This is a genomic window from Ideonella sp. A 288 (assembly GCF_002198735.1).
Classification (GTDB): domain Bacteria; phylum Pseudomonadota; class Gammaproteobacteria; order Burkholderiales; family Burkholderiaceae_C; genus Pseudaquabacterium.
The window spans coordinates 1-23,178 of record NZ_MWLO01000164.1; the positions used below are offsets into that span (position 1 = coordinate 1).

Consider the following 23,178-nt stretch of genomic DNA (forward strand, 5'->3'; position numbering starts at 1 on the left):
TCAAGAAGACCTCCAAATCAAACTCAACTGCCTTCTTTTGGAAGATACAAGATACAAGGCCTCACTACGGAAAGATGCCCGGATTGACCTTGTTCCAGACCTCCAACTCATGCTTGGGCGGAATGCTGAACCCGTCATGCTTGGGGTGTGAGAGCCATGCTGTGCAAGTCTCAGCCATCTTCTCGACGGAGTAGAAGAAGACCGACACACCTTGAAAGACAGAGATCACCGGACGTTCAAGACTCGGGGCTAAGCCTTGTTTGACTGCCGCTACAACGAGCCACCCTCCACCCAGCGCAGCGAACGGGAACGAACTGGCGAGCAACTCAGTATCGTTCGGATTCTTACCGTACGTGTCGTTCATACTCCGGTACTCCCTCTCGACATCCTTCAGAGGCAGGAAGGTGTAGTCGCGGAACATGAAAGGCAATACGTCGGTGCCCTTCGGGGCCGAGAACCCGTTCTTCCACTCGTACAGCGTCGCGACTTCCTTGGGAAGGGGCTTCGGAAACCAAGCCGTCTGCTCCAGGATCTGCGTTTGCGTAAGCCCAGGCAGCAAGTAATGCGGCGTCTTCGGGGACTTCGCGGCGTATGCGGACAGAAGTCGGTCGAGCTGTGCGTGCAGAGAGGCGGGCGAGAATGGTGGGAGCGTGGGCGGTTCGACCTTCGGGCTCGGCTTCCGATCGCCACAGGCCGGGAGTGCGATGGTTGCGGCGGTCAGTGGAATGAGGGTCGCGCTGATGGCGCTGCGTCTTCTCATTTGAGGCCTAACGTTGATATAGGGCGACAATTCTGCGCCCTAACTCCGGACGCTGTCGCCGTAACTCGGCACAAGCTGACGGCCGCAAGTCCGCGTGGATGCTCGATGTTCAAGTTGTCGACTGTATATGCATACAGCACTATCATTTCGGCAAAAGCAGCAACGGCCGTGCGCTGACTTTGCCGGATGTGCTTGCCATCGACAAGGCCCGTGCTCTCCGCGGCCGCTGCGGGAGTCGTGATGAATCACATGTCGGATGTGGTGTCCCGTCGCCGCGCTGCGCCTCAGCCACCGCTCCCTGCGCCGCAGGGGCCGCCGCTGCGTTCAACCAAGATACTGGATCAGCTGCGTGAACGCATCCGGCTGCTGCACTACATCCGGCGCACCGAAGAGGCCTGCGTGCACTGGTGCCGCGCCTTCATCCGCTTTCGTGGCATCCGCCATCCACTGGAAATGGGCGGCCCCGAGGTCGAGGCATTCCTGAACGGGCTCGCCAATGACCGTCGGGTGGCGGCGTCCACCCACAAGCAGGCGCTGATCTGCCTCTACAGCCGGGTGGTCGAGCTGCAGCTTCCGTGGATGACGGAGGTGAGGCGGCCGCGGGTGCAGCGTCGGCTGCCGCTGGGCCGGACGATGCAGGATCAGCGCGCCAAGGCGCGTGCTGTCGCCAGGGCCGGCACCAGCCGATCGCGCCAGACGCGGTAGCCCGCCTCGCTCGGGTGCAGGCCGTCGACGAACAGCCGTGCATCCTGGCGGCCCTGTGCATCGACGAATGACGGATACAAATCGAGCCAAAGGGTGAAGCCTGCGAACTCGGGGCTCTTCGCCAGCGCGGCCAGCCGCGCGTTGACGGGCTTCACGACCGCATCGTCCCGGGTGGTCTCCGACGTGGGCAGCATCGATTGCAGCAGCAGCCGCGTGCCCGGCTTGCGCGCGTGCAGCGAGCGCATCACGGCCAGCACGCCCTCGAACACGCTGTCGGCCACCGGCATCTCGGCGGCATAGGAGTTGTTGATGCCGACCATCAGCACGAAGAACTCGGGCGCCAGCGCGTCGGCATCCAACTGGCCCAGGCCGCCCTGAGCCTTCGGCAGAAGGCGGAAGAGCAGGTGCTCGGTGCGGTCGCCCGAGATGCCGATGTTCAGCGCAAGGTTCTGCGGCACCGCGCCGCCGAACGACTCATCCCAGACGCGGCGGCCGTGCAGGCGGCCCGGAATCCACGGGTCGTCGCCGAGCAGCCAGAAGTCGGTGATCGAGTCGCCGACGAACACCAGCTTCACGGCGCGCAGGCTCGTCGCGTCTGCCACTTGCGCCTGGATCGCGGCCTGGCGCTGCTGCCAGTATTCAACGCGGGCTGCGGGCCGCGTCGAGGCGAAGTCAGCTGCCCTGGCAATGGGTGCAAAGAGGCTCGCGGCGGCGACGAGCAGGGCGGCCAGCAACCGGGCGATCGGGGTGGGGCTCGAGGTCATGGGCCGAGAGTCTCCCTCAAACCTGTGGGAGCGTGCGCATGGTGACCTGCGCGGCATCGGCGACCGCGCCATCGACACCCAGGTGAAGAACCCGCGCCGCACGATGCACGCGGTTCAGTGGGGTGTCGGCTGCATCGCCTCGGTCTGCAGCGTGGGCTGCCGCGTCGCCATGGGCATCGCGCGCTGGCTGACGCCATGGAGGCCGCGCCGAGTGCGGGCCCCTTCCGGGCTAGGGCCTCAACAGGAAGGTCAAGGGGATCGCCAGCCGCTCGCGCCAGGCGCTTTCATCATGCGGCGCTCCGGCAAACACCCGGCTCGTCCAGTCGATGTCGGGCCGGTAGCCCTTGGCCGCCAGCAGAGCGTCCACCTTCTGCTGGTGCGGGCCATACAGGCCGTCCAGGCCCTGGGTGCCGTGATCGAAGTACAGGCGATGCCGGCCCGCGGCGGGCAGGTGCTCACGCAGCCAGTCGCGGTAGGCCGCGGCCATCTGTTCGATGCGCGGATCGCCGTTGGCGCCGGGCGCGAACTGGGCCGGGAACGCCGCGTAGTTGTTGGTGATCACCCAGTGCGTGGAGACGCATCCGGCCCCGCCGAACACCTCGGGGAACGAGCACAACGCATAGAGAGAGATCAGCCCGCCCATGCTCGAGCCCATGACGAAGGTGTCGGCCCTGCCCGCGCGGGTGCGGTAGTGGGCATCGATGTAGGGCTTGAGCTCGGTGGCCAGGAAGCGGACGTAGGCGTCGCCCAGCGACGCCGCATCGGCCGCGCCCGGGTTGGGTCGTACGAGTGGGCGCAACTCGGCGGGCAGACTGTCAACCGGGGCCTGGGGCCCGTATTCCCGCGCCCGATGGCCCTCGGTGTTCCACACCGCCACGACGATGGTGGGCCGGATCGCGTTGGCTGCCCGCAGCGCCAGCAGATGCCGGTCGACCTCCCACGCACCCCGTGCCATCGGGCTGGGTGGATCGAAGAGGTTCTGGCCGTCCTGCATGTACAGCACGGCGAAGGGCTCGCGGGAGGCGTCGTATTCGGACGGAAGCCAGGCACGCACCTGGCGTGCCGCCACGAGTTGCGATGGGAACTTGTCGTGGTCCACGAAGCGGCCACCGGCGCTCGGCGTCTGCGACGGCCTCGCGGCGCAGGCCGCAACGCCGCCGGCCAGCGCCAGCAGCAGCGTTCTTCGGGCCGGTTCGGGCCTGGATGCGTTTGTACCCATCACAGTGCGCAGTATCGTCACCTTTGGGCCTCTGACCAGCACGACGAACGGCCATGTCGACCTGTCTCCGAGAGCGGCCCCATGGAAGGACGGCGCGACGCGGGTGAGACGGCTCAAGGCTGCGCCCGCGACACGGCCAAGCCGCCCTGCGGCGTGGGGCCTCCGCCGAACAGCAGCAGCATGGCTGCGCAGACCAGCGTGCCCACCACCCACTGAAACGGCCGCAGGTTGCTGCCGTCGGGCAGCACCATCACCGGGATCACCGACGACCACGCGTTCACGGCGGTGTGCAGCACCAGCACCGGCAGCACGCTGCCCGCGGTGCGGTTGAAGAGCCAGGCAAACAGGACCGACGAGGCGATGGCGCTCAGCGCATACAGCCCCATCGGCAGGTGGCTCTGCACGGTGCCCGCGCTGTAGAAGAGCGGCACATGCCAGAGCGCCCACGCACCCCCCAGCACCAGACTGGCGCTGCGCCAGCCCCATCGGCGCTGCAGGGCGGGCAAGGCGTAGCCGCGCCAGCCAAACTCTTCGCCCAGCGGGCCGCCCACCAGGAACACCAGCACGAAGTTCACCGCCGCCAGCAAGACGTGCCCGGCCGCGGGCGACGGCGGCAGCGTGCCACCCAGCGCCACATGGGCGGCCGCGGCCAGGCCCATGAAGGCGACCGGAAAGAAGAAGGCCCCGACCATCCAGCGCCAGCCCACCCGCCACTGCAGGCAGCGGCCCAACCAGCGACGCAGGCCGCCGCGGCCGCTTTGGTGCGCCACCACGGCCACGGCCGCCAGGCTGGGCCCGAAGCCGCCGACCATGGCCAGGGCGGTCGCCGCCACCGGCGCATCGTCCTTCCACAGCGGTGCCAGCCACCAGAAGGCCCACGACCACGCAAACGCCAGCACGAAGAACGTCAGCACCGCCGCCGGTGCCGCCACCGCTTCAGGGGCCGCGGCCGGCTTGGCCGTCACGCCGCGAACTCGTAGTGCACCTGCGTGACGGTACCCTTGAAGTAGACCTTGCGCCCTTCCGGCCGCATCCAGGCCACCTCGCCGGCCAGGGGCACCGACATGCCGTCGCGCGCCTGGTAGTTCGAGAAGCGCCCCTCCCACGGCGCCTGCACCATGATCTTGCCCACCATGCCGCCCCGTGCCTCGGCCCGGAACGACTCGATCAGGCCGGCGTCGTCGAAGCGGAACAGCAAGCTCAGCGTGAGGGGGCCGTCTGCCAGGGTGGCGTTCGCCGACCGGTCATCGACAGCCTCCCAGCGCACGCCCTGGCTGGGCAGCAGCGCCGTGGGGTACCAGGCCGCCTCGGCGAAGTAGCGCATGAACTCGCCGCGCGCGATGTCGCCGCCGCCCTGCATGTCGGCCATGGTCAGCCAGCCCTGGAGGCTGGCCTTCAGCAGGCCGTTGCCCGCGATGTAGCTGTCGACCACGCGCACCACCACGCCCGGCATCATCATGATCCGCGCATCCCACAGGAAGCCCGCACGCCGGGTGGTGACGCGCTGCCGCGACGTGAACGGTTTCCACTGTTCGCCGGTGGGGGACATGTTGAAGGTGCCGCTCATCTGGATCGTGGCGGCGCTGACGATGGCCTGGCCGGGCGTGAGCGCAGCGCGGAAGTAGCGCTGCACGGGCGCGGGCAGGCCCGCGAGCTCGCTGGGGTCGTAGCGCGCGGGGGTCGCGGCGGAGGTGGCAGAAGCAGCGAGAGCGACCGACGGCGCCACGCGCCCCGCCTCCAGCTTGGCCGTCAACCGCTGCATCGCCGCAGCCCATCGCCTCGATCCGAAGGCCGTAAGTCCTGCGGCGGCCATCGCCAGCGCAACGGCAATGAGCACAAGCCAGGTGAACCAGGTCATGGTGAGGGCGCCTTCTGTGTCCAGGGTGGTCAGACGAGCACGGCCTCGACGGGCCGGCGCAGCGAGCGCGGCAGCGTCGGGCCGCGACCGAATCGCACCACCAGGTCCGGCCGCTGGCCCGCCAGGCCCAGGGCGGCAGCGAAGGGCGGGCGCAGCGCCGCCACTTCGACGGGCTGGTTCAAGAAGGCGTTGCGGATGCCCAGTGCGGTGGCCTGCAGTGCGAAGCGCTCGTAGCAACGCCCCACCTCCACCCAGTGCGCCTTGTCGGTGGCCAGGCCCACGAACACCGCGATGCCGGCGGAACTGCGCACCTGCCGCGCGTATTTCTCGTTTTCGCCCTTCGGGGTGAAGACCCAACGAAACGCCAGGTCGCCGACCCAGGACGGGATGTTCGGGTTGCCCGAGGACGCGCTGTACAGCCCGTCGCGCGTGCGCGCCGCATCGGCGCCGTTGAAGCGGATCCAGGCCTTCAGCTCCTGGACGAAGGCGGCGTCGGCCATCTGCGCGGTGTTGCCTTGAACCACGTAGTCCAGCGTCTGCTCCATGGCCCGGCGCTCTGTCAGCAGCAGCAGGCGGACCTTGTCCGAGCTGCCCGCGCGCTGCAGCAGCCCCAGCTCGTCGCTGGACAAGGGCTTGCCGTCGTAGTCACCGCGCGTGCATTGGCGGGTGGGGATGGCGTTGAACAGGGGCGTGGCCTGGGCCTGCGTGGGCTCGAGCGTCACGCGCACGGCATCGCCAGCCGCGTCGAACTGCGCCTGGCCCTTCAGGCCGTGGGCGAGCGCGGCCTGGACCAGGTTCTCGGTGGCGCAGCCCAGCGAGACAAAGACGTGGTGGTCGTCCGGGTCCACCGCAGGGCAGCGGCGCGACAGATCGGGCAGGATGGCGATCGACCGGCCATTGGCGTCGAGCGCAAACTTCCAGCACTGCGTGTTGTGGCTGGACGGGGCCAGCGTGGCGCAGCGGACAAGCTCTCGACCGAGCTCGGCGCCGCCGAGACCCGTCAGGGCACCCAACTGCCAGGTGCGCTCGGCCAGCGCTTCGTAGCTGTCCGCACCAGGCGCAGGGGAGCAGCCTGACAGCGCCAGCGGGCTGGCCGCCAGCCAAGGGGTCGAAGCGGCGAACTGTCTGCGTGTGATCATGACTTCAATGTCCGATGTGGTTGGCCGGCAGTCGCCAGCAGACCCAGGCCCACCAAGCCCGCGGCAATGAGGCCGAGGTCAGGCTGGACGCCGAGAAGAAACGCAGCCTGGGCACCGACAAGGCACCACAGCACGGGAGCGATCACCACGCTGCGCGGCATGGGTGGCGCTGCGAAGCACAGCAGGCCGATGGTGAAGATCGTCGTCGGGCAAGGCAGGCCGAAGGTCGGCGTCGCCGGATACGGATGGCCGGCGCAGGCCGACCAGACCGGGTACACCACCAGAGCGAAGGCGATGAGCACGACACCCGCCGTTGCCTTCAGGCCTGGCACCCACCGGAAGGTGAGCCTGCGCCGAACCACACCCTGCCAGATGAACGTGACCGCGCCCGCGGCCGAGAGCGCCGCGAAGCCATAGGCCGCTGGACTGATGCGCGCGAAGAAGGCCAGGTGATAGGCGAAGGTGATCCAGGCCCAAAGAAGCCCGAGGATGGCGGACGCGGCGACGCTGAGCCCGCGCCCGGACCTGGGCACCGCCGCTGCCAAGGCCGCCAAGGCCAGTGCGACGAGCAGCCACTGCGCCGGCCATACCGCCGTGTTGTAGTCACGGAAGACCCCGTAGAACTGTTCGACCGTGAAGGGAAGTGTCATGGCCCTTCAGCCGAGGCGAAGAGGGTGGCAGCGGTCGGTTCGTTGGCAGCTGGGGCTGAACACGACGGATTCGATCTCGCGGCCCAAGCCTTCGCCGAGGGCCATGAGGAAACGCTCTGCGCTGACCCTGGAATCGAGCTCGCCGCACTTTCGCTTGCCATGGACCGCGTCATTCGCCCGCTATCAGGCCGCAGTGGGGATCCGGCCAGGAATTGAGGAGGTGGTGCCCCCGCAGATCGAGGCCGCGCACTCGGGGCCTTTGCGCGCATTGGGCGGAATGTCCGAATGATCCGCACCGGGTTTCGAATCGTCCGTGCGTTGCCGAACAGAACATCGGCAGCTGCCGGTGGCCTGCGGGCGAGATGCCCGGAAGCCGCCTGTCGCCGCCCGCAGCTTTTGGCCGCTATGCAGGTCTTGCCATGACGGCCAGACCCGGCCGTCCGCAACGCGCGGCCAGCCCGTTGTTCGACGTGCGGCTCACGGCGGGCCCAGAGGCCCACCACGGACGCCGACGCCGATGCGGCGGCTCACCCGGCCTGCGGATGGCCCGGTGCGTGCCCGGGCATCGGCGGGTCTGCCGGAATCAGGATCCACATCAGCAGGTAGACCAGCACACCCGTTCCGGCGCACAGCGCCAGCAACGCGAACAACAGGCGCCAGATCCAACCCTCGACACCGGTGACGCGTGCGATGCCGCCGCACACGCCACCCAGCCAGCGGTCGTCGCGGCTGCGGCGCAGCGCATTGATCGCCAGCAGGGCTGGCGCGTTGACCTCGGGCGCACCGCCGAGCACGCGCGCCTTGGCGCGCGCGAACTCCTCATCCGAGAGCACGCCGCGCTCATGCAGGCCGCCCAGGCGCCCCAACTCTTCGCTCAGACTCATGATGCTTCTCCGTACAGACTGACCATCCAGAAGCTCAGATTAGCGCGGCGCCCACGCAGTTCAAGAGGTTTCCGACGAAATGCCGCGGCGCGCGACAGAGCGACATGTCGAAGCGCAAAGTCGGCAGGACCGACGCCGGGCCCCGCGTGCCGAAGTTGACTGGGCTCAATCCGGCCATGGCAGCCGGTGGCAGCCTCGAAACGTCGCGCTGTTGGGCCGTCGCCTGCCCGCGGCCAAGATCGCCATGGTGCATACGCCTCCCGTCGTCGCCGACTTCCTGTCTGCAAGACGGGTGGCCGTTGCGGGCGTGTCTCGCTCCGGCAATCAACCCGCCAATGCCATCCTTCGCCGGCTGCGCGATGGCGGCCACGACGTGGTGGCCATCAACCCACACGCCGAGCAGATCGATGGCACGACGTGCTACCCCGATCTGGCCGCGGTTCCGGGCATCGTCGACGCGTTGATGGTGGTCGTGCCGCCTGCGGCGGCCGAGCGCCTGGTGCGCCAGGCCGCGGCGCGCGGCATCGCCCGCATCTGGTTTCATCGATCGTTTGGCGACGGCAGCGTATCGGAAGCGGCGTTGAAGGCCTGTGCCGAGCTCGGCATGCGCCCCATCGTCGGCGGCTGCCCGCTCATGTACTGCGCGCCTGTGGACGTGGCGCACCGCTGCATGCGGTGGCTGCTGACGCGCCGAGGGCGCGTTCCTGCCTAGCCTCCTGCTGGCGGCAGCTTCCTGCTTGACCCGGTGGGGCTGCGTCTCCTTGCGCAATGGCCGATCACGTTTGGGGGGAGCGAGTCGCGCCGCCAGCGGTCTTGGGCAGTGCTCGTTCGATGCGGCCCCACCATGAATGACCGCTTCCTGGAATTGTTGCGAACGGGTCGTCCCGCCAGACGCGGCCGTCGCTGACAGTCATGTTGCAAGCGCGTCAGTGAGGCACGTCGGCACTTCAGGTTCGGGATAGGAGTCAAGTGCCTGCGTGCGCGAAGCTGCGAGCCATGAGGACCACGGCCGGGCCGCTGGCCAACCAACCGAGTTGCATGGCCGTCTGTCGCCAAGGCAAGCGGCGCTGCAGGCTTGGCAGGAGGTCGGCCACCGCCACGTACAGGAAGCTGCTCGATGCCACGACGAGCAGGTAGGGAAACACGGCCTGCCAAGGCGCCACGATGAGGTAGCCGAGGATTCCTCCCACGACCGATGCCAGGCCGGAGATCAAGTTGTAGAACAGGGCGCGGCGCCTGGACAGCCCGAGGCTGAGCAGCACGACGTAGTCGCCCACCTCCTGCGGTATCTCGTGGACGATGATCGCGATGGAGGTGGTGATCCCGAGTCGAAAGTCCGTCAGGAACGCCGCCGCAATGATGATGCCGTCGCACAGGTTGTGGATGCTGTCACCGAGCAGCACGCTCCAGGTGCCGCGGCTGGCGATCGCCGCCGTCGGCGGGTCGTGCTCGTGGCTGTGCCGGTACAGCTCGGCCTTCTCCAGGAGAAAGAAGAACAGCAGCCCGCCCAGCAGCGCCAGAAACAGCGAATGAGGGTCCGCCGCGCTCTCGAAGGCCTCCGGCAGCAGGTGCAGCAGGGCCGTGCCCATCAGCAGACCCGCCGACACGCTGACCAGGCCATGGCACAGCACCTTCATCGTCGCGACCGTCAACGAAGCGGCGATGAGCACCGACAACATCCCGCCGGCCAGCGTGGCCATGATGATGTACGACAGGGTCATGATGGATCTCCACACTTGGCCCAGCCCGACCCGTCGGCGCGCAGGCCCGTCGGCTTTTCGCCCATGACGAGGCAATGCGTCAGGGAGGGTTCCGCCGTGCGCCCGTGAACGATCTGCCGGATGAGCCAGCCGGAGCGCTCGAGAAACTGCGGGCTCCAGCCGGCGCGGTCGCCGCGATACAACACGTCGTCCTCCCAAAGGACGTCACCGTCGGGGATCTCCATCGCCACGCGCACCGTCAGCGCTCCGTTCGCCTCGAAGTGACGCTGCCACCAACCGGCGCTGTGGTACTTGGCGTACTCGGCGTTCCAGCCATCGGTGGCACGGAAGAGCGGGGGAAGGTCCTCGATCTCTTGCCTGAAGCAGCCTTGGGCGATGGCCAGGCGACCCCCCGGCTTGAGCAGCGATGTGAGGTAGCGCAGCAACCACCGGGCCGTCCCGAAGCAATGGAAGGCCTGGAGGCACACGATCGCGTCGAGGCTTCCCGCTTCGACGGGGACGCCGCGCGCAATGTCGCCTTGCAGCGCGGTGACGCGATCGGCAACGCCGGCCATGGCGGCGGCCGCCAGCCGCTCGGACGCCGGGATCCACAGATCCAGCGAGATGACATCGACGCCGCAACGCGTGGCGAAGAAGACCGTGGACTGCCCACGCCCGCACCCGAGATCGAGCACCCGATCGCCAGGCTGCAGTTGCAGCGCATCGGCGAGCCGTTCGGCGAGCAGCAGACCCCCCGGTGCCATCCAGCGTCCGTCGTCGTAGATCTCGCGGCGCGTGCGCTGTGCAAGGATCGGGTGGCGCGCTGCCTCGAGGGGCCGGCAAGCGGTGCGCACCCACGCCTCGGTCAAGGGGGCCGTTGCGAGTTCCATCTTCAGGGCTCCGCTGGGTGCCGGCCTGGGACTACAGGGTCACGTTGGTGGCCTCGCCGGGCCGCAGCATGTGCAGGGCGTCGGCCAGGCCCGCACTCTTGAACTCGCGCTCGATGAACCAGGCGCCTTCCCTGAAGTGCCGCCAGCCTTCGAAGTGCGCCGGATAGACGTTCTTGAGCCCCAGCACCTTGGTGGCGCGCACGCCGTCGACGGCGTTCATGGTCAGGAAGTTGTCACCGACGGCGGGCACGTTGGCCGCGCCGAGATGCAGGATGCCCGCATTGACCTTGTAGCGCCGGGCGATCTCGTTGATCTCGTCGATCCACACCGTGTCGCCGGAGATGTAGAAGGCGCCGGTCGTCTGGCCCGCCCACTCGAGCATGAAGCCGGTCACCTCGCCGACGATCTCGCGCAGGGCCGGGTTGCTGGTGTGCACCGCCGGCATGGCCGTGATCTTCAGCTGCTCGCCATGGGCGTTGCTGACCACCGTGGTCTCCCACGGCGCCAGGCCCTTGACGTTCTTGCCGGGCAGGTTCATGGCCGCGCTGGCGGGCGTGGTCAGCGTCACGCCTACCTTGCGAAGCAGGCGTCGGCCTTCGTTGTCCAGGTTGTCCAGATGCTGGGCGTGGCTGACCAGCGCGATGTCGATGCGACCGATGGCATCGGCCGGGATGGGCGGCGCCATGACCTTGGTCAGCAGGTGGCCCGGCCCCTCGTTGCGTTCCGTGCCCTGGGGGTCGAACCCGGGGTCGCTGATGATCCGGAAGCGGCCGATCTCGAGAAGGTAGGTGGGCCCGCCCAGGTAGGTGACGCGCACGGGTGATGCCAGGCTCGTGGGCTTGGCGGCCTGCTTGTCGAGCGCCGCGAGCGCGTCACCCTGGCCCGAGCCCGAGCCCGAGCCCGAGTGGGCCTGGGCCGACGTGTGCGCCAGGGCCGCCGCACCGGCCGCTGCACCGACGACGGCCGTGACGAAGCCGCGGCGGTCGGATGGGTCGGAGCCGGCTTGCTCCGTGGTTGAACCGTCAGGAGCAGGGGGGTGGGTCATGGGTCTCTCCGAGCAAGGGGTTGGAAGTCGATGGCCGCAACACGGTGCGGTGCGGCAGTCTGTTCGCAGGCCCCGGCGCGGGGAATCGACTCCGGGCGCAATTGACTGTTCCGCATGCAGGAGCAATCAGGCCCCAAGGTGAGGCCCGTTCGACCCGGACAGCAGGAACACGGGGGCCCGACCGCGACCCGGCCGAGACGGACCCGCCGTTGATGCACACTCCGCCGACCTCACCGGCAAAGAGAGTGGCATGGACAAGCATCACCTGATCAGCGTTTTCGTCGCAGTGGTCGATGCCAACGGGTTCGCCGGTGCCGCACGCAAGCTGAAGGTGTCACCGCCCGTGGTGACCCGCGCGATCAACGAGCTGGAAGAGACGCTGGGTGTGCGGCTGCTCATGCGCACCACGCGCGTGGTGCGCGTCACCGAGGCCGGCGCGCGTTATGCCGATGACTGCCGCCGAATCCTGGCGGAGCTGGCCGAGGCCGACGAGTCCGCCAGCGGACAGCACGGCGTACCGCAAGGCCGGATCGCCATCACGGCGCCTGGCTGGTTCGGGGCCAAGTTCATCACGCCGATCGTCACCGAGTACCTGGACCAGCACCCGAAGGTGAGCGCCACCTGCTGGTTCCTGGACCGCTTGGTCAACATGGTCGAAGAGGGCGTGGACGTGGCCGTGCGCATCGCGGATCTGCCCGATTCGTCCTTGCAGGCCATCTCGGTCGGCCGCATGCGGGTGGTGACCTGCGCGTCCCCGGGCTACCTGGCGCGACACGGCACGCCGCGCACGCTGGCCGACCTGGCGTCGCACAACATCGTGTCCGCGGGTGCCGTGGCGCCGGGACACGAATTGCGCTTCAGCCACGAAGGCCGGTCGCGTGTCCTCAAGATGCACCCCCGGCTGGCGACGACCACCAACGAGTCGGCCGTGGCCGCGGCGGTCACGGGCTTCGGGCTCACGCAGCAGATGCTCTACAAGGTGGCCGAACCGCTGGCCCGCGGTGAACTGCAGGAGGTGCTGAGCGACTTCGAGCCGCCTGCCTTGCCGGTGCATGTGCTGCACCGCGAGGGGCGCTACGCCTCGAGGCGCGTGCGCGCCTTTCTCGACCTGGCCATCGAACGGTTGCGCGCCTTGCCCGAGTTGCAGGCGTAGCGCCGCGCGGCAGGCGCCCGTGCGCACCGGCGGCGCACGGACCCTCGGTGCTCGAGGCGATCGTTCCGGGATCGGCAACAGTCCCTTAGCGACGGCGCGGCTTCTCGCGAGCAGGCCACGGCGCGACAGTTCGGCACCCCACGCCGAGATGACGCCATGCCCCACGCCTTCGCCAAGATCGCCTTCACGCCGCAGGTGAAGGCCGAGCAGCAGCGCGACGGCAGCCGTGCCGGCTACGCGCGCAGCTTCGAGGCCGATGCCCGGACCTTCAACGACCGGCTCGGTCAGGCCGAAGCGGACTTCCTCGCCCAGCTTCGCAGCTTCTACATGGCCACGGTGTCCGAGACCGGTTGGCCCTATGTCCAGCACCGCGGCGGTCCGGCCGGGTTCGTCCAGGTCCTGGACGACCGGCACATCGCCTTTGCCGACTACGCCGGCAACCGGCAGCTGATCAGCGTCGGCAACCTGGCGGGCAACGATCGCGTGGCGCTGATCGCGGTGGACTACGTGCACCGCGTGCGCTTGAAGCTGCTGGGCACGATGGCCGTGCGGCCGCTGGCCGACGACGCGGCGCTGGCCGCCCGCCTGGCAACGCCTGGCACCCGCGCCAGGCCGCAGCGCGCGATGGTGATCACGGTCGAAGGCTTCGACTGGAACTGCCCGCAGCACATCCCCTTGCGGCTGGACGCCGAAGACGTGCAGCGCGCGCTGGACGAGCGCGACGCCCGCATCGCCGACCTCGAATCACGTCTGAAGTCCCTGCAACGGCAGGCCCAGGACTGACGCTCGCGGCCCCTCTGGCCGCACCCTTTCCAAGCTACTCCCAACCGATCATGAAGGACCTTGCCATGAAGCCGAACCACACCCTCAAGCTCTACCAGCACCCCCTGTCGGGCCACTCGCACCGCGTGCACCTGGCGCTGTCGCTGCTGGGCCTGCCCTACGAGCTGATCGAGGTCGACCTGATGAAGGCAGCACACAAGCGGCCCGAGTTCCTGGCCATGAACCCGTTCGGCCAGGTGCCGGTGCTGGACGACGGCGGCACGATCCTGTTCGACTCGAACGCCATCCTCGTCTACCTGGCCAGCACCTACGACGCCGACCGCCGCTGGCTGCCGCGCGACGCCAAGCAGCAGGCCGCCGTGCAGGCGTGGCTGTCGGTGGCGGCCGGTCTGGTCGCCTTCGGCCCCGCTGCGGCGCGCCTGATCACGGTGTTCGGCGCCAAGTACAACGCCGACGACGTGATCGGCCGCGCGCACCAGCTGCTGAAGGTGATGGATGGGCAGCTGGCCACGCGCGCCTTCCTGGCCGGCCCGGACGCCACCATTGCCGACATCGCCGTCTACAGCTACGTCTCGGCGGCGCCCGAAGGCAACGTCGACCTGGCGGCGTATCCGCAGGTGCGCGCCTGGCTGGCCCGCGTGGAAGCCTTGCCCGGGTTCGTGCCGTTCAAGCGCACGGCCGTCGGCCTCGCGGCCTGAGCCGGCGAGCCCCGGTCACCCCCTTCGAGCAGCGCCCATGAACCGTTCAGACCCCAGCCCCGACCCGTTCCATTCGGGCGAAAAGGCCATGCAAGCCCGCCTGGGCGTTGAGGAGCGCATGCTCGATGTGGGGCGGCGCGTGATCCGCCCCTACCTGCCCGAGCAGCACCGCGAGTTCTACGCCCAGCTGCCCTTCGTGCTGGTGGGCTCGGTCGACGCGCTCGGCCGGCCGTGGGCGTCGGTGCTGGTGGGCGAGCCCGGCTTCATGCGCTCGCCCGACCCCACGCACCTGCACATCCAGGCGCGGCCGGTGCCCGGTGATCCGCTGGCGCAGGGCCTGGTGCCGGGCGCGCCGCTGGGCTTCCTGGGCATCGAGTTGCACACGCGGCGGCGCAACCGCATGAACGGGCGTGTCGAAGCCGTGGCCGACGGGCGCTTGACCGTGGCGGTCGAGCAGACGGTCGGCAACTGCCCGCAGTACATCCAGGGCCGCGAGACCGAGTGGGCGCGCGATGCGGGCGACAACACGCCGCGCGACACGGTCGCGCTGGACCACCTGGACGACGCGGCCTTGGCGCTGGTGCGCACGGCTGACACCCTGTTCGTCGCCACGCGCGCACCGGCCGAAGGCGAGCACCCGGGCAGCGCCGACGTGTCGCACCGCGGTGGCCGCAGCGGCTTCGTGCGCGTGGAAGACGAGCGCACCCTGCTCGTGCCCGACTTCACCGGCAACTTCCTGTTCATGACGCTGGGCAACCTGCAGCTCGACCCGCGGGCCGGCGTGATCTTCATCGACTTCAGCACCGGCGACCTGCTCACGCTGACCGGCCGCGCCGAAGTGGTGTGGGACGGCCCGGAACTCGAGGCCTTCGAAGGTGCCGAGCGCGCCTGGCGCTTTCACATCGAAGCCGGCTGGCGCCTGAGCGCGGCACTGCCGCTGCGCTGGCGCTTTCGCGACTGGTCGCCCAACTCGCTGATCACCGGCAGCTGGGACGACGCAGCGAGGCGGCTCGAGGTGCAGCGCCTGGCGCAGACCTGGCGGCCCTACCGCGTGGCCCGCGTGGTCGACGAGAGCAGCGTCATCCGCTCCTTCCACCTCGAGCCGGCCGACGGCTTCGCGCAGCCCGCTTTCGAAGCGGGCCAGTACCTGCCGATCCGCCTGCACCCGGGCGGTGATGCCGCGCCGCTGCAGCGAACGTACACGCTGTCCAGTGCGCCGGGCGAGGCGGGCCTGCGCATCAGCGTCAAGCGCGAAGGCGCGGCGTCGACCTTCCTGCACGACCAGGTGAAGGTCGGCGACACGCTCGAGGCGCTCGGGCCGCGCGGCCACTTCACGCTCGACGCCACGCTGCGCCGCAGCGCGGCGCTGATCGGCGCCGGTGTCGGCATCACGCCGATGGTGTCGTTCGCGCGGCACCTGGTGGCCGAAGGCTTCCGCCTGCGGCGCACGCGTCCCACGCACCTGATCCAGGTAGCACGCGACGGCCAGGTGCGTGCCTTTGCATCCGAACTCGAGGCGCTGGCCGCCCGGGCCGGCGGCGCCTTGAAGCTGCACATCGTGCAGGACGACGGCGCACCGGGCACGAGGCCGGGCCCGCTCACCATCGACACGCTCAGGTCCATCCTTCCGTTCGACGACCACGAGTTCTTCCTCTGCGGCCCGCCCGGCTTCATGCAGGCCTTGTACGACGGCTTGCGCGAGCTCGGCGTGCGCGACCAGCGCATCCAGGCCGAAGCCTTCGGGCCGGCCTCGCTGAAGCGGCGCCCGGATGACGCCACCGCTGCGCCCGCCCCGCCGCCGCTGCCCCCGGCCACCGAAGCCACGGTGAGCTTCCTGCGCAGCGGCGACACAGCCGTCTGGACACCTGCGCATGGCAGCCTGCTCGAGTTCGCCGAAGGCAAGGGCCTTTCTCCGCCCTACGCCTGCCGCGCCGGGCATTGCGGTTCGTGCCTGACGCCGCTGCGCGCCGGCCGCGTGACCTATGCCGAGCCGACGGCCTGGACGCCCGGCGAAGGCGAGGTGCTGCTGTGCTGCGCGCGGCCGGCGGCCGGTGGCGACGAACGCATCGAACTGGAGCTCTAGCCCAACCCGATCGGAACGCTCAACGGCGCCGCCGGTGCCGGCGCGGGCTCAGTTCAGCGATGGATCGGCCCGCAGTCCTTCCACCACCAGGTCGATGAAGCCCCGCACCCGCTGCGTGGCCCGGCGCCCCCCGTGGTGCACCACATGGATCGGCAGGTCAGCGGTCTCATGGGCTTGCAGCACGGGCACCAGCGCGCCGGATTGCAGCTGCGCCGCGACCTGGTAGCTGAGCAGGCGCGCGATGCCCAGGCCTGCGATGGCGGCCGCGATGGCCGCCTCGTTGGAGGTGCTGCGCATGCGTGGCTGCACACGCTGCGAGAAGGCTTGCTCGCCGACCCCGAAGTGCCATTCCGGTTGAGCGGTCAGGCCAGCGGCCGAGATCAGGGCATGGTCGGTCAGCTCCCGCGGATGCGCCGGCAGGCCACGGGCCTTTGCGTATTCGGGCGACGCCACGAGCACACGGCGCACGCGGCCCACGCGCGCCGCATGCAGCGATGAATCGGGCAGTTCGCCGATGCGCACCGCCACGTCCACGCCTTCTTCCAGCAGGTTCACCACCCGGTCCAGGAACAGGCAGTTGGCGTCGAGCTGCGGCCATTGCAGCAGGTAGCGCGCCAGCAGCGGCGCCACGTACAGCTGGCCGAACATCACCGGCGCGGTGATCGTCAGCGTGCCCTTGGGTGCCTGGTGCTCGCCCATGGCGGCCTGCTCGGCGTCGTGGACCTCGGCCAGGATGCGCCGGCAGTCGTCGGCATAGCGCGCACCGGCCTCGGTCACGCGCACGATGCGGGTGGTTCGAGTCAGCAGCCGCAGGCCCAGGTGGCTTTCGAGCTCGGCCACGGCGCGCGTCACCACCGGCGGCGACAGGGCGAGCTTGCGCGCCGCGCTGGCAAAGCCGCCGGTCTCCACCACCGCCACGAAGGTCGTCATCGCCTGCAGCCTGTCCACTCGGCACCTCTGCGGTTTGCTGTCGAAGCCGCCATTCTGGTGCGGGGACTGTTGCGCGACCCACAACACTGTCTTTGCGGCCCCGGTGATTCACACCCGGCGGGTGCCGGGCCACAGTGGCTTCCTCACGCCGCCCACCGTTGTTGCGCCGATGCTGTTGTGGGCGCGAGTCACCGCATCCGACCTTCTGGAACCCGATGAACCACCCCCAAGAAACCCGCGCACCCCTGCCGCCCTTCACCCTCGAATCGGCGACGCTGAAAGTCCGCTTGGCCGAAGACGCCTGGAACACCCGCGACCCGCAACGTGTGGCACAGGCCTACACCCGCGACAGCGTCTGGCGCAACCGCGCTGAGTTCCCGGTGGGGCGCGAAGCGATCCAGGCCTTCCTGCAGCGCAAGTGGGCCCGCGAGATCGACTACCGCCTGATCAAGGAACTGTGGGCCCACGACGGCGCCCGCATCGCCGTGCGCTTTGCCTACGAGTGGCACGACGACGCCGGCCAATGGTTCCGCTCCTACGGCAACGAGAACTGGGCCTTCGACGACCACGGCCTGATGCAGCTGCGCTTTGCCAGCATCAACGACAAGCCCATTCCCGCGGCCGAGCGGCTGATGCACTGGCCGCTGGGCCGGCGCCCCGATGACCACCCGGGCCTGAGTGCCCTGGGGCTGTGAGGCGGCCGATGACGAACCCAGCTCACACCGCCACCACCGACGTCGCCATCATCGGCGCCGGCACCGCGGGCATGGCCGCGTACCGCGCTGCGCTGAGACACACCGATCGCGTGGTCCTCATCGAGAGCCAGGTCTACGGCACCACCTGTGCACGCGTGGGCTGCATGCCCAGCAAGCTGCTGATCGCGGCGGCAGAGGCGGCACACTCGGCGCGGCAGGCCCACCGGTTCGGCGTCAACGTGCCGCCCATCGACATCGATGGCCGCGCCGTGATGGCGCGCGTGCGCAGCGAGCGTGACCGCTTTGTCGGCTTCGTCGTCGACACCGTGGAGCAGTGGCCCGCCGCCCACCGGTGGCTCGGGCATGCCCGCTTCGCCGATGCGCACACACTCGTGGTCGAAGGCCCGGAAAGCCCCGCGGGCCCCCGGCGCCTGCAGGCGGGGCGCATCGTCATCGCCACCGGTTCGCGCCCCGCCGTGCCGCCGGCCTGGCGGGCGGCACTGGGAGACCGCCTGATCGTCAACGACGACGTCTTCAGCTGGACCGATCTCCCGGGCTCGGTGGCGGTGGTGGGCACCGGCGTGGTCGGGCTCGAACTGGCGCAGGCGCTGCACCGCCTGGGCGTGCGGGTGCGGCTCTTCGGCCGCGGCAGCCGCATCGGCCCGTTGACCCATCCGGCGCTGCAGGCGCTGGCCCGCGAGGTGTTTGCGGCCGAGTTGCCGGTGACGTTGGACGTGCAAGACCTGCAACCCCGTCGCGAGGGCGACGCGGTGGTGCTGCGCAGCGTGGCTGCCGATGGCACGGTGCAGGAGGAACGCTTCGAGTTCCTGCTGGCGGCCACCGGCCGCCGCCCCAACGTCGACCGCCTGGGCCTCGAACACACGGCGCTGCCGCTCGACCCGCAAGGCGTGCCGGTGTTCGACCGCCGCACCGGCCAGGTCGGCGACAGCGCCGTGTTCATGGCGGGCGATGCGGCAGACGACCGCGCGCTGTTGCACGAGGCCGCCGACGAAGGGCGCATCGCCGGCGACAACGCCGGCCGCTGGCCCGACCTGCGCCTGCGACCGCGCCGCGCGCCGCTGGCGGTGGTCTTCAGCGAACCGCAGATGGCGCTGGTGGGCGCCACGCATGCCGAACTGGTGGCCTCCGGCGCCGCCTTCGACATCGGCGAAGTGTCGTTCACCGACCAGGGCCGCAGCCGCGTCATGGCCCGCAACCACGGTGCGCTTCAGGTGTATGCGCAGCGGGGCAGCGGGCGGCTGCTGGGTGCCGAGATGCTGGGCCCGGCCGCCGAGCACCTGGGGCACCTGCTGGCGTGGTCGGTGCAGCGCGGCGACACGGTGCAGCAGATGCTCGACAGCCCGTTCTACCACCCGGTGGTGGAGGAGGGGCTGAGAACCGCGCTGCGCCAGGCGCAGCGCGCCTTGCAACTGCCCGCGCCCGCCCTTGAACACTGCCTGGAGTGCAACGCATGATCGACGTCTACACCGCCCACACGCCCAACGGCGTCAAGGTCCCCATCGCGCTCGAGGAGTTGGGCGTGCCCTACCGCGTCATCCGCGTGAACCTGGGCGCGCTGGAACAGAAGCAGCCCGACTTCCTGCGCATCAACCCCAACGGTCGCATCCCCGCCATCGTCGATGGCGATGGGCCGGGCGGCGTGCCGCTGTCGGTGTTCGAGTCCGGCGCCATCCTCTGGTACCTGGCCGAGAAGTTCGGCGGGCTCCTGCCGAAAGACCCGGTCGCACGCATACGCGCCCTCGAATACACCTGCTTCCAGATCGGCGGCATCGGCCCGATGTTCGGCCAGGCCGGCTGGTTCACGCGCTCGGCGCCAGAGCCCGTGGCCTTTGCGATCGAGCGCTACCGCAAGGAGTCGAACCGCCTCACCGCGGTGCTGGAGTCACGGCTGCAGCAGGTACCCTGGCTGGCCGGCAGCGAGTTCTCGGTGGCCGACATCATGAACTTCGGCTGGCTCGATGCGCCGGACTACGCGGGCGTGAGCCTGGCCGACTACCCCGCCGTCAGCGCCTGGCGCGAGCGGATGCACCGGCGCCCCGGTGTGCAGAAGGGGCTGGCCGCGCTGCGCTGAACCCGCCAGGTCGGTGAACCAGTCCGACGGGAAGACGAAGACCCCGATCACCAGCGTCACCGCCAGCAGGGCCGCCGCCGACCATCGCATTGCGAGCCCCCGCACCAGCAGCAGCAGCGGAAACACGTGCTCCGCATACGTGGCCCGACGCGCTGCCGCTTCGAGCGGCAGCCGCAGCTCACGCATGCAGATGGGTGCTGACGCGGGGGAAGTCGATATCGGTGTGGGCCACGTTGTTGACGTAGTTGGTCAGCACGTTGAGCGCCACGTTGAGCACGATCTCGATGGTTTCGGCGTCGTCGAAGCCGGCGCTGCGCAGGCTGCCGAGGTCGCCATCGGTCACGCGGCCGTGCTCGGCGGCCACGCGTCGCGCAAAGCGCAGCGCAGCGGCGTTGCGCGCGGTGCTCGCCTGGCCGTCTCGTGCGAGGCCGATCTCGTCGTCGCTGAGCTTGACCAGGTTCTTGCCGATGTAGCTGTGCGCGGCCAGGCAGTAGTCGCAGCCGTTGAACTCGGCCACCGCAAGCGCCAGCGACTCACGCAGCCTGGCGTCGAGCGTGCCCTTGGCCAGCGCGCCGCTCAGCGAGAGGTAGCCCTCCAGGGCGGCCGGAGAGCTGCCGAGCAGCTTCATCATGTTGGGCACGACGCCCAGTTGTTTTTGAACGGCGGCCAGCAGGGGTTTCGAAGCGGCGGGCACGTCGTCGACGGAAGGGATGGCAAGGCGGGACATCTGAAGGACCTTTCAGGTCGGTTGGTTGAAGAGGTTCTGCACAGCGCCCTGTGGGCTGCAGCGCATGCCGCTACTGTCGGCGGCGAACACCGAAAGGGGAATCGCCTCGGCCGCCAAGGGTGTGTTCCGCACCTGGAAACAATCCAGCCGCCCCGATGGCCTCGGGCGGATGTGGCGTGCGGCGATTCGACTTCAACGTGCTCGGCGGCAGCGGTGGCGACTTCGCCAACACGAACGTCAGATCGAAGGTCGATGGGTGGGCGCCCTGTCACGACACGGCGCGGCGCCGTGGACGATGCCAACGGACAAACGCAGCAGCAGCGCATCCGCGCGCTGCGCCGGCCCAAGCTGGCCATGCACTCCCCAAAGACACCGTGCTGGAGGTGGACAACGCGCGGCGCATGCACGATTCGCTGCCAGCATCCTCTCGAGCTGGGCGGCCAGGTACGTGCCGCGCGACTGAATGCCGGATGCGCCGCTGGCAGAAAATTCACAGCATCGAACACGTGGACAGCCGCGTTGCGCGAGGGTCTGGTGTGGGTCAGATCGCTCGCCAACGCATTCGAGGCGGTACCGCCGGCGGGATCATCGTCCTGAGGTGGACGCCTCGGTTGTCAGCGTACCAAGGTCCTTCGAACCCGGCTGACGAGCGCCAGCGCGCCTGCGGCGATCACGTCGTCGAAGATCGCACGCAGACTTCGGCTGGGTCGATGTGTGAGTTCGTCCCCGGCGCGACAACCGGCAGCTTCGTCGGCCCAAGTCTGGTCGTCAGCGAGATCGGCCGGCACTTCGGCATAGAAAGGAGCTGGGAGCATGGTCTTGCCTCGACGGTGTTCCAACACGGAACCAACTGGGGATTGATGACTCGCCGACCGAACTGCGTCATCGGCGATTGACGAGACTGTCCGCGACGCCGGGGCGCTCCGGAATGCTCGCGGCCCGGAAGACACTGTTTCGCCCAAGCGGAGCCGTGCCTCTGTCGCCCTCGCCGCGGGAGAGGAGAAGCGGCCCGTGGACCAGGCGTCGGCAGGCCCGCAGGTGGCGGCACCGGCGTCCGACGCTCGCCTGGGCCGTTAAGGATGGCTTAAGAACGTGGCCACAGCATGCGCTCACAGCGCGCCAGCAGAGCGGCTTGCGCGCCCGACAGACCCGTCTGCAGTGCGCCATTCGTGCTGCCAGCCGGCCACCGCCCCCTCCAGGAGTACCCATGACGCTGTTGACCATCCCGACATTGGCCGCCCTCACGCTGGCTGCGCTGAGCCTGCCCGGCCAGGCGGCTCCCTGGGAGGCCTTGCCCAGCAAGGCACCGGCGCCCGCGGACAACCCCACCACGCCGGCCAAGGTCGAGCTGGGCAAGATGCTGTTCTTCGACCCCCGCCTGTCGTCCACCGGCACGGTCTCGTGCTTCTCGTGCCACAACGTGATGGAGGGCGGTGACGACCACCGCTCCACATCGATCGGCGTGCACGGCCAGAAGGGTGGCCGCAACGCCCCGACGGTGTGGAACGCCGCGTTCCATTCGGTGCAGTTCTGGGACGGCCGCGCCACCACGCTGGAAGACCAGGCCAAGGGACCGGTGACCAACCCGATCGAGATGGGGATGTCCAGCCTGGACGGCGGCGTGCAGCGGCTCAAGGACATTCCCGGCTACCGCAAGCCGTTCGAGGCCGCCTTCGGTGCGGGCGAGTCGATCACCATCGACAACGTGGCCAAGGCCATCGCGGCCTACGAACGCACGCTGATCACGCCCGACAGCCCCTATGACCGCTACGTCAAGGGCGAGCACAAAGCCCTCACGGCGCAGCAAGTGCGCGGCATGGAGGCCTTCGGCCAGGTCGGCTGCGTGGCCTGCCATTCCGGCCCCGCCTTCAACGGCCCGGCGCAGCCGCTCGGGCAGGGCTTCTACATGAGGTTCCCCACCTTTGCCGCCAACGCCTACGTGGCCAAGTACAGGCTGATGGACGACGCGGGCCGACTGGCCAGCACCGGCAAGGAGGCGGACAAGAACCTGTGGCGCGTGCCGACGCTGCGCAACCTGGCCTACACCGCGCCGTACTTTCACAATGGCTCGGTCAAGACCCTCGATGAGGCGGTGCGCGTGATGGCCAAGACCCAGCTCGACAAGGACCTGGGCGAGGCGCAGGTCAAGGACATCACCGCCTTCCTGGAAGCGCTGATCGGTGCGTTCCCGGTGCAGACCATGCCGATGCTGCCGCCCACGCCGGGCACCTTGCTGGAGTAGCGCACACGATGGCCGCGTCGTGGACCACGGCCTGAAGCCCCTCGGCTGTGGCGAGCGCGGCAGGCAGGGTGGATGCGCGACACTGGGCCCATGGGACCTCACGCGCAACCGCCCCCCGAAGTACTGCCAGCCCTTGGTGCCGAGACGGCGTGCCGCGATTG

23 protein-coding genes and 1 pseudogene are annotated in these 23,178 nt (G+C 69.3%); 11 read left to right on the forward strand and 13 right to left on the reverse strand.

Annotated elements, in window-relative coordinates; all coding sequences use genetic code 11:
* Window positions 1–64: 64 nt before the first annotated feature.
* Window positions 65–760 (reverse strand): SMI1/KNR4 family protein, encoded by a 696-nt coding sequence (locus EOINJALH_RS30685; RefSeq protein ID WP_144290233.1) that lies wholly within the window; start codon window positions 758–760, stop codon window positions 65–67.
* 249 nt (window positions 761–1,009) lie between these two features.
* On the opposite strand from EOINJALH_RS30685, the pseudogene EOINJALH_RS30690 reads away from it, so the two are divergent.
* Window positions 1,010–1,384 (forward strand): annotated as a pseudogene (locus EOINJALH_RS30690) (phage integrase N-terminal SAM-like domain-containing protein); the annotation flags it as partial.
* A 17-nt stretch (window positions 1,385–1,401) separates the two neighbouring features.
* On the opposite strand, the gene EOINJALH_RS30695 reads toward EOINJALH_RS30690, so the two are convergent.
* The 7 genes from EOINJALH_RS30695 to EOINJALH_RS30725 form a co-directional block, all read right to left on the reverse strand.
* Window positions 1,402–2,199 carry a GDSL-type esterase/lipase family protein gene (locus EOINJALH_RS30695; protein WP_158219960.1) on the reverse strand — a complete coding sequence of 266 codons (798 nt, stop codon included), beginning with the start codon at window positions 2,197–2,199 and terminating at the stop codon, window positions 1,402–1,404.
* Between the two features lie 259 nt (window positions 2,200–2,458).
* Window positions 2,459–3,565 carry an alpha/beta hydrolase gene (locus tag EOINJALH_RS30700; protein ID WP_144290234.1) on the reverse strand — a complete coding sequence of 369 codons (1,107 nt, stop codon included), beginning with the start codon at window positions 3,563–3,565 and terminating at the stop codon, window positions 2,459–2,461.
* On the reverse strand, window positions 3,562–4,413 hold the full coding sequence (locus tag EOINJALH_RS30705; protein ID WP_088287480.1) for a type II CAAX endopeptidase family protein: 852 nt from the start codon (window positions 4,411–4,413) through the stop codon (window positions 3,562–3,564). Before EOINJALH_RS30705 ends, EOINJALH_RS30700 begins: the two co-directional genes overlap by 4 nt.
* Window positions 4,410–5,306: a DUF6920 family protein gene (locus EOINJALH_RS30710; RefSeq protein ID WP_088287482.1), complete on the reverse strand. Its 897-nt coding sequence runs from the start codon at window positions 5,304–5,306 to the stop codon at window positions 4,410–4,412. The genes EOINJALH_RS30705 and EOINJALH_RS30710 overlap by 4 nt, the downstream gene beginning before the upstream one ends.
* A 29-nt stretch (window positions 5,307–5,335) precedes the next feature.
* Window positions 5,336–6,445, reverse strand: a complete 1,110-nt coding sequence (locus EOINJALH_RS30715; protein WP_088287483.1) for an Acg family FMN-binding oxidoreductase — start codon at window positions 6,443–6,445, stop codon at window positions 5,336–5,338.
* Window positions 6,442–7,095, reverse strand: a complete 654-nt coding sequence (locus EOINJALH_RS30720) for a DUF6064 family protein (protein ID WP_088287485.1) — start codon at window positions 7,093–7,095, stop codon at window positions 6,442–6,444. Before EOINJALH_RS30720 ends, EOINJALH_RS30715 begins: the two co-directional genes overlap by 4 nt.
* 527 nt (window positions 7,096–7,622) lie before the next feature.
* Window positions 7,623–7,979 carry a PspC domain-containing protein gene (locus tag EOINJALH_RS30725; protein ID WP_088287487.1) on the reverse strand — a complete coding sequence of 119 codons (357 nt, stop codon included), beginning with the start codon at window positions 7,977–7,979 and terminating at the stop codon, window positions 7,623–7,625.
* Between the two features lie 211 nt (window positions 7,980–8,190).
* On the opposite strand from EOINJALH_RS30725, the gene EOINJALH_RS30730 reads away from it, so the two are divergent.
* On the forward strand, window positions 8,191–8,691 hold the full coding sequence (locus EOINJALH_RS30730) for a CoA-binding protein (RefSeq protein WP_158219961.1): 501 nt from the start codon (window positions 8,191–8,193) through the stop codon (window positions 8,689–8,691).
* 253 nt (window positions 8,692–8,944) lie between these two features.
* Here the strand turns inward: EOINJALH_RS30730 and EOINJALH_RS30735 are convergent, their stop codons facing one another.
* The 3 genes from EOINJALH_RS30735 to EOINJALH_RS30745 are packed head-to-tail and all read right to left on the reverse strand — an operon-like array spanning window position 8,945 to window position 11,614.
* Window positions 8,945–9,700, reverse strand: a complete 756-nt coding sequence (locus EOINJALH_RS30735; RefSeq protein WP_088287491.1) for a ZIP family metal transporter — start codon at window positions 9,698–9,700, stop codon at window positions 8,945–8,947.
* Window positions 9,697–10,569: a cyclopropane-fatty-acyl-phospholipid synthase family protein gene (locus tag EOINJALH_RS30740; RefSeq protein WP_088287493.1), complete on the reverse strand. Its 873-nt coding sequence runs from the start codon at window positions 10,567–10,569 to the stop codon at window positions 9,697–9,699. The genes EOINJALH_RS30735 and EOINJALH_RS30740 overlap by 4 nt, the downstream gene beginning before the upstream one ends.
* A 31-nt stretch (window positions 10,570–10,600) precedes the next feature.
* A complete protein-coding gene (locus EOINJALH_RS30745; RefSeq protein WP_088287495.1) occupies window positions 10,601–11,614 on the reverse strand; it encodes an MBL fold metallo-hydrolase in 1,014 nt (337 codons plus the stop codon).
* 250 nt (window positions 11,615–11,864) lie between these two features.
* Between EOINJALH_RS30745 and EOINJALH_RS30750 the strand changes: the two genes are divergently transcribed.
* The 4 genes from EOINJALH_RS30750 to EOINJALH_RS30765 all read left to right on the forward strand — a co-directional run bounded on the left by EOINJALH_RS30750 (window position 11,865) and on the right by EOINJALH_RS30765 (window position 16,331).
* Window positions 11,865–12,767 carry a LysR family transcriptional regulator gene (locus tag EOINJALH_RS30750; protein WP_088287498.1) on the forward strand — a complete coding sequence of 301 codons (903 nt, stop codon included), beginning with the start codon at window positions 11,865–11,867 and terminating at the stop codon, window positions 12,765–12,767.
* Between the two features lie 156 nt (window positions 12,768–12,923).
* Entirely contained in the window at window positions 12,924–13,550 is a 627-nt protein-coding gene (locus EOINJALH_RS30755; protein ID WP_088287499.1) for a pyridoxamine 5'-phosphate oxidase family protein, read from the forward strand.
* A gap of 65 nt (window positions 13,551–13,615) precedes the next feature.
* Window positions 13,616–14,248: a glutathione S-transferase family protein gene (locus EOINJALH_RS30760; RefSeq protein ID WP_088287551.1), complete on the forward strand. Its 633-nt coding sequence runs from the start codon at window positions 13,616–13,618 to the stop codon at window positions 14,246–14,248.
* 37 nt (window positions 14,249–14,285) lie between these two features.
* A complete protein-coding gene (locus EOINJALH_RS30765) occupies window positions 14,286–16,331 on the forward strand; it encodes a pyridoxamine 5'-phosphate oxidase family protein (protein WP_088287501.1) in 2,046 nt (681 codons plus the stop codon).
* 48 nt (window positions 16,332–16,379) lie between these two features.
* Here EOINJALH_RS30765 and EOINJALH_RS30770 read toward each other — a convergent pair whose 3' ends face one another.
* Entirely contained in the window at window positions 16,380–17,279 is a 900-nt protein-coding gene (locus tag EOINJALH_RS30770) for a LysR family transcriptional regulator (RefSeq protein ID WP_088287503.1), read from the reverse strand.
* A 197-nt stretch (window positions 17,280–17,476) separates the two neighbouring features.
* Between EOINJALH_RS30770 and EOINJALH_RS30775 the strand changes: the two genes are divergently transcribed.
* Genes EOINJALH_RS30775 through EOINJALH_RS30785 form a run of 3 tightly spaced genes read left to right on the forward strand, consistent with a single transcriptional unit; the run spans window position 17,477 to window position 20,048 of the window.
* Window positions 17,477–17,956: a nuclear transport factor 2 family protein gene (locus EOINJALH_RS30775; protein ID WP_088287505.1), complete on the forward strand. Its 480-nt coding sequence runs from the start codon at window positions 17,477–17,479 to the stop codon at window positions 17,954–17,956.
* 8 nt (window positions 17,957–17,964) lie between these two features.
* A complete protein-coding gene (locus tag EOINJALH_RS30780) occupies window positions 17,965–19,431 on the forward strand; it encodes a dihydrolipoyl dehydrogenase (protein ID WP_088287507.1) in 1,467 nt (488 codons plus the stop codon).
* A complete protein-coding gene (locus tag EOINJALH_RS30785; RefSeq protein WP_088287509.1) occupies window positions 19,428–20,048 on the forward strand; it encodes a glutathione S-transferase family protein in 621 nt (206 codons plus the stop codon). The genes EOINJALH_RS30780 and EOINJALH_RS30785 overlap by 4 nt, the downstream gene beginning before the upstream one ends.
* 178 nt (window positions 20,049–20,226) lie before the next feature.
* On the opposite strand, the gene EOINJALH_RS30790 is transcribed toward EOINJALH_RS30785, so the two are convergent.
* The gene (locus tag EOINJALH_RS30790; protein WP_088287511.1) at window positions 20,227–20,775 is read right to left on the reverse strand and encodes a carboxymuconolactone decarboxylase family protein; all 549 of its coding nucleotides are present in this window, start codon (window positions 20,773–20,775) and stop codon (window positions 20,227–20,229) included.
* 470 nt (window positions 20,776–21,245) lie between these two features.
* Between EOINJALH_RS30790 and EOINJALH_RS31520 the strand changes: the two genes are divergently transcribed.
* Window positions 21,246–21,671, forward strand: a complete 426-nt coding sequence (locus EOINJALH_RS31520; protein WP_144290235.1) for a hypothetical protein — start codon at window positions 21,246–21,248, stop codon at window positions 21,669–21,671.
* Window positions 21,672–21,982: 311 nt separating this feature from the next.
* Complete coding sequence (locus EOINJALH_RS30795) at window positions 21,983–23,017, forward strand: cytochrome-c peroxidase (protein WP_088287513.1); 1,035 nt, start codon at window positions 21,983–21,985, stop codon at window positions 23,015–23,017.
* Window positions 23,018–23,178 lie beyond the last annotated feature (161 nt).

Bases quoted from the DNA above. Each gene is read 5' to 3' on its own strand.
- EOINJALH_RS30785 (WP_088287509.1), top strand. From the start codon at position 19,428: ATGATCGACGTCTACACCGCCCACACGCCCAACGGCGTCAAGGTCCCC.
- EOINJALH_RS30740 (WP_088287493.1), bottom strand. From the start codon at position 10,569: ATGGAACTCGCAACGGCCCCCTTGACCGAGGCGTGGGTGCGCACCGCT.
- EOINJALH_RS30755 (WP_088287499.1), top strand. From the start codon at position 12,924: ATGCCCCACGCCTTCGCCAAGATCGCCTTCACGCCGCAGGTGAAGGCC.
- EOINJALH_RS30775 (WP_088287505.1), top strand. From the start codon at position 17,477: ATGAACCACCCCCAAGAAACCCGCGCACCCCTGCCGCCCTTCACCCTC.
- EOINJALH_RS30710 (WP_088287482.1), bottom strand. From the start codon at position 5,306: ATGACCTGGTTCACCTGGCTTGTGCTCATTGCCGTTGCGCTGGCGATG.
- EOINJALH_RS30720 (WP_088287485.1), bottom strand. From the start codon at position 7,095: ATGACACTTCCCTTCACGGTCGAACAGTTCTACGGGGTCTTCCGTGAC.
- EOINJALH_RS30760 (WP_088287551.1), top strand. From the start codon at position 13,616: ATGAAGCCGAACCACACCCTCAAGCTCTACCAGCACCCCCTGTCGGGC.
- EOINJALH_RS31520 (WP_144290235.1), top strand. From the start codon at position 21,246: ATGCGCCGCTGGCAGAAAATTCACAGCATCGAACACGTGGACAGCCGC.
- EOINJALH_RS30795 (WP_088287513.1), top strand. From the start codon at position 21,983: ATGACGCTGTTGACCATCCCGACATTGGCCGCCCTCACGCTGGCTGCG.
- EOINJALH_RS30790 (WP_088287511.1), bottom strand. From the start codon at position 20,775: ATGTCCCGCCTTGCCATCCCTTCCGTCGACGACGTGCCCGCCGCTTCG.
- EOINJALH_RS30780 (WP_088287507.1), top strand. From the start codon at position 17,965: ATGACGAACCCAGCTCACACCGCCACCACCGACGTCGCCATCATCGGC.
- EOINJALH_RS30735 (WP_088287491.1), bottom strand. From the start codon at position 9,700: ATGACCCTGTCGTACATCATCATGGCCACGCTGGCCGGCGGGATGTTG.
- EOINJALH_RS30750 (WP_088287498.1), top strand. From the start codon at position 11,865: ATGGACAAGCATCACCTGATCAGCGTTTTCGTCGCAGTGGTCGATGCC.
- EOINJALH_RS30765 (WP_088287501.1), top strand. From the start codon at position 14,286: ATGAACCGTTCAGACCCCAGCCCCGACCCGTTCCATTCGGGCGAAAAG.
- EOINJALH_RS30745 (WP_088287495.1), bottom strand. From the start codon at position 11,614: ATGACCCACCCCCCTGCTCCTGACGGTTCAACCACGGAGCAAGCCGGC.
- EOINJALH_RS30715 (WP_088287483.1), bottom strand. From the start codon at position 6,445: ATGATCACACGCAGACAGTTCGCCGCTTCGACCCCTTGGCTGGCGGCC.
- EOINJALH_RS30725 (WP_088287487.1), bottom strand. From the start codon at position 7,979: ATGAGTCTGAGCGAAGAGTTGGGGCGCCTGGGCGGCCTGCATGAGCGC.
- EOINJALH_RS30685 (WP_144290233.1), bottom strand. From the start codon at position 760: ATGAGAAGACGCAGCGCCATCAGCGCGACCCTCATTCCACTGACCGCC.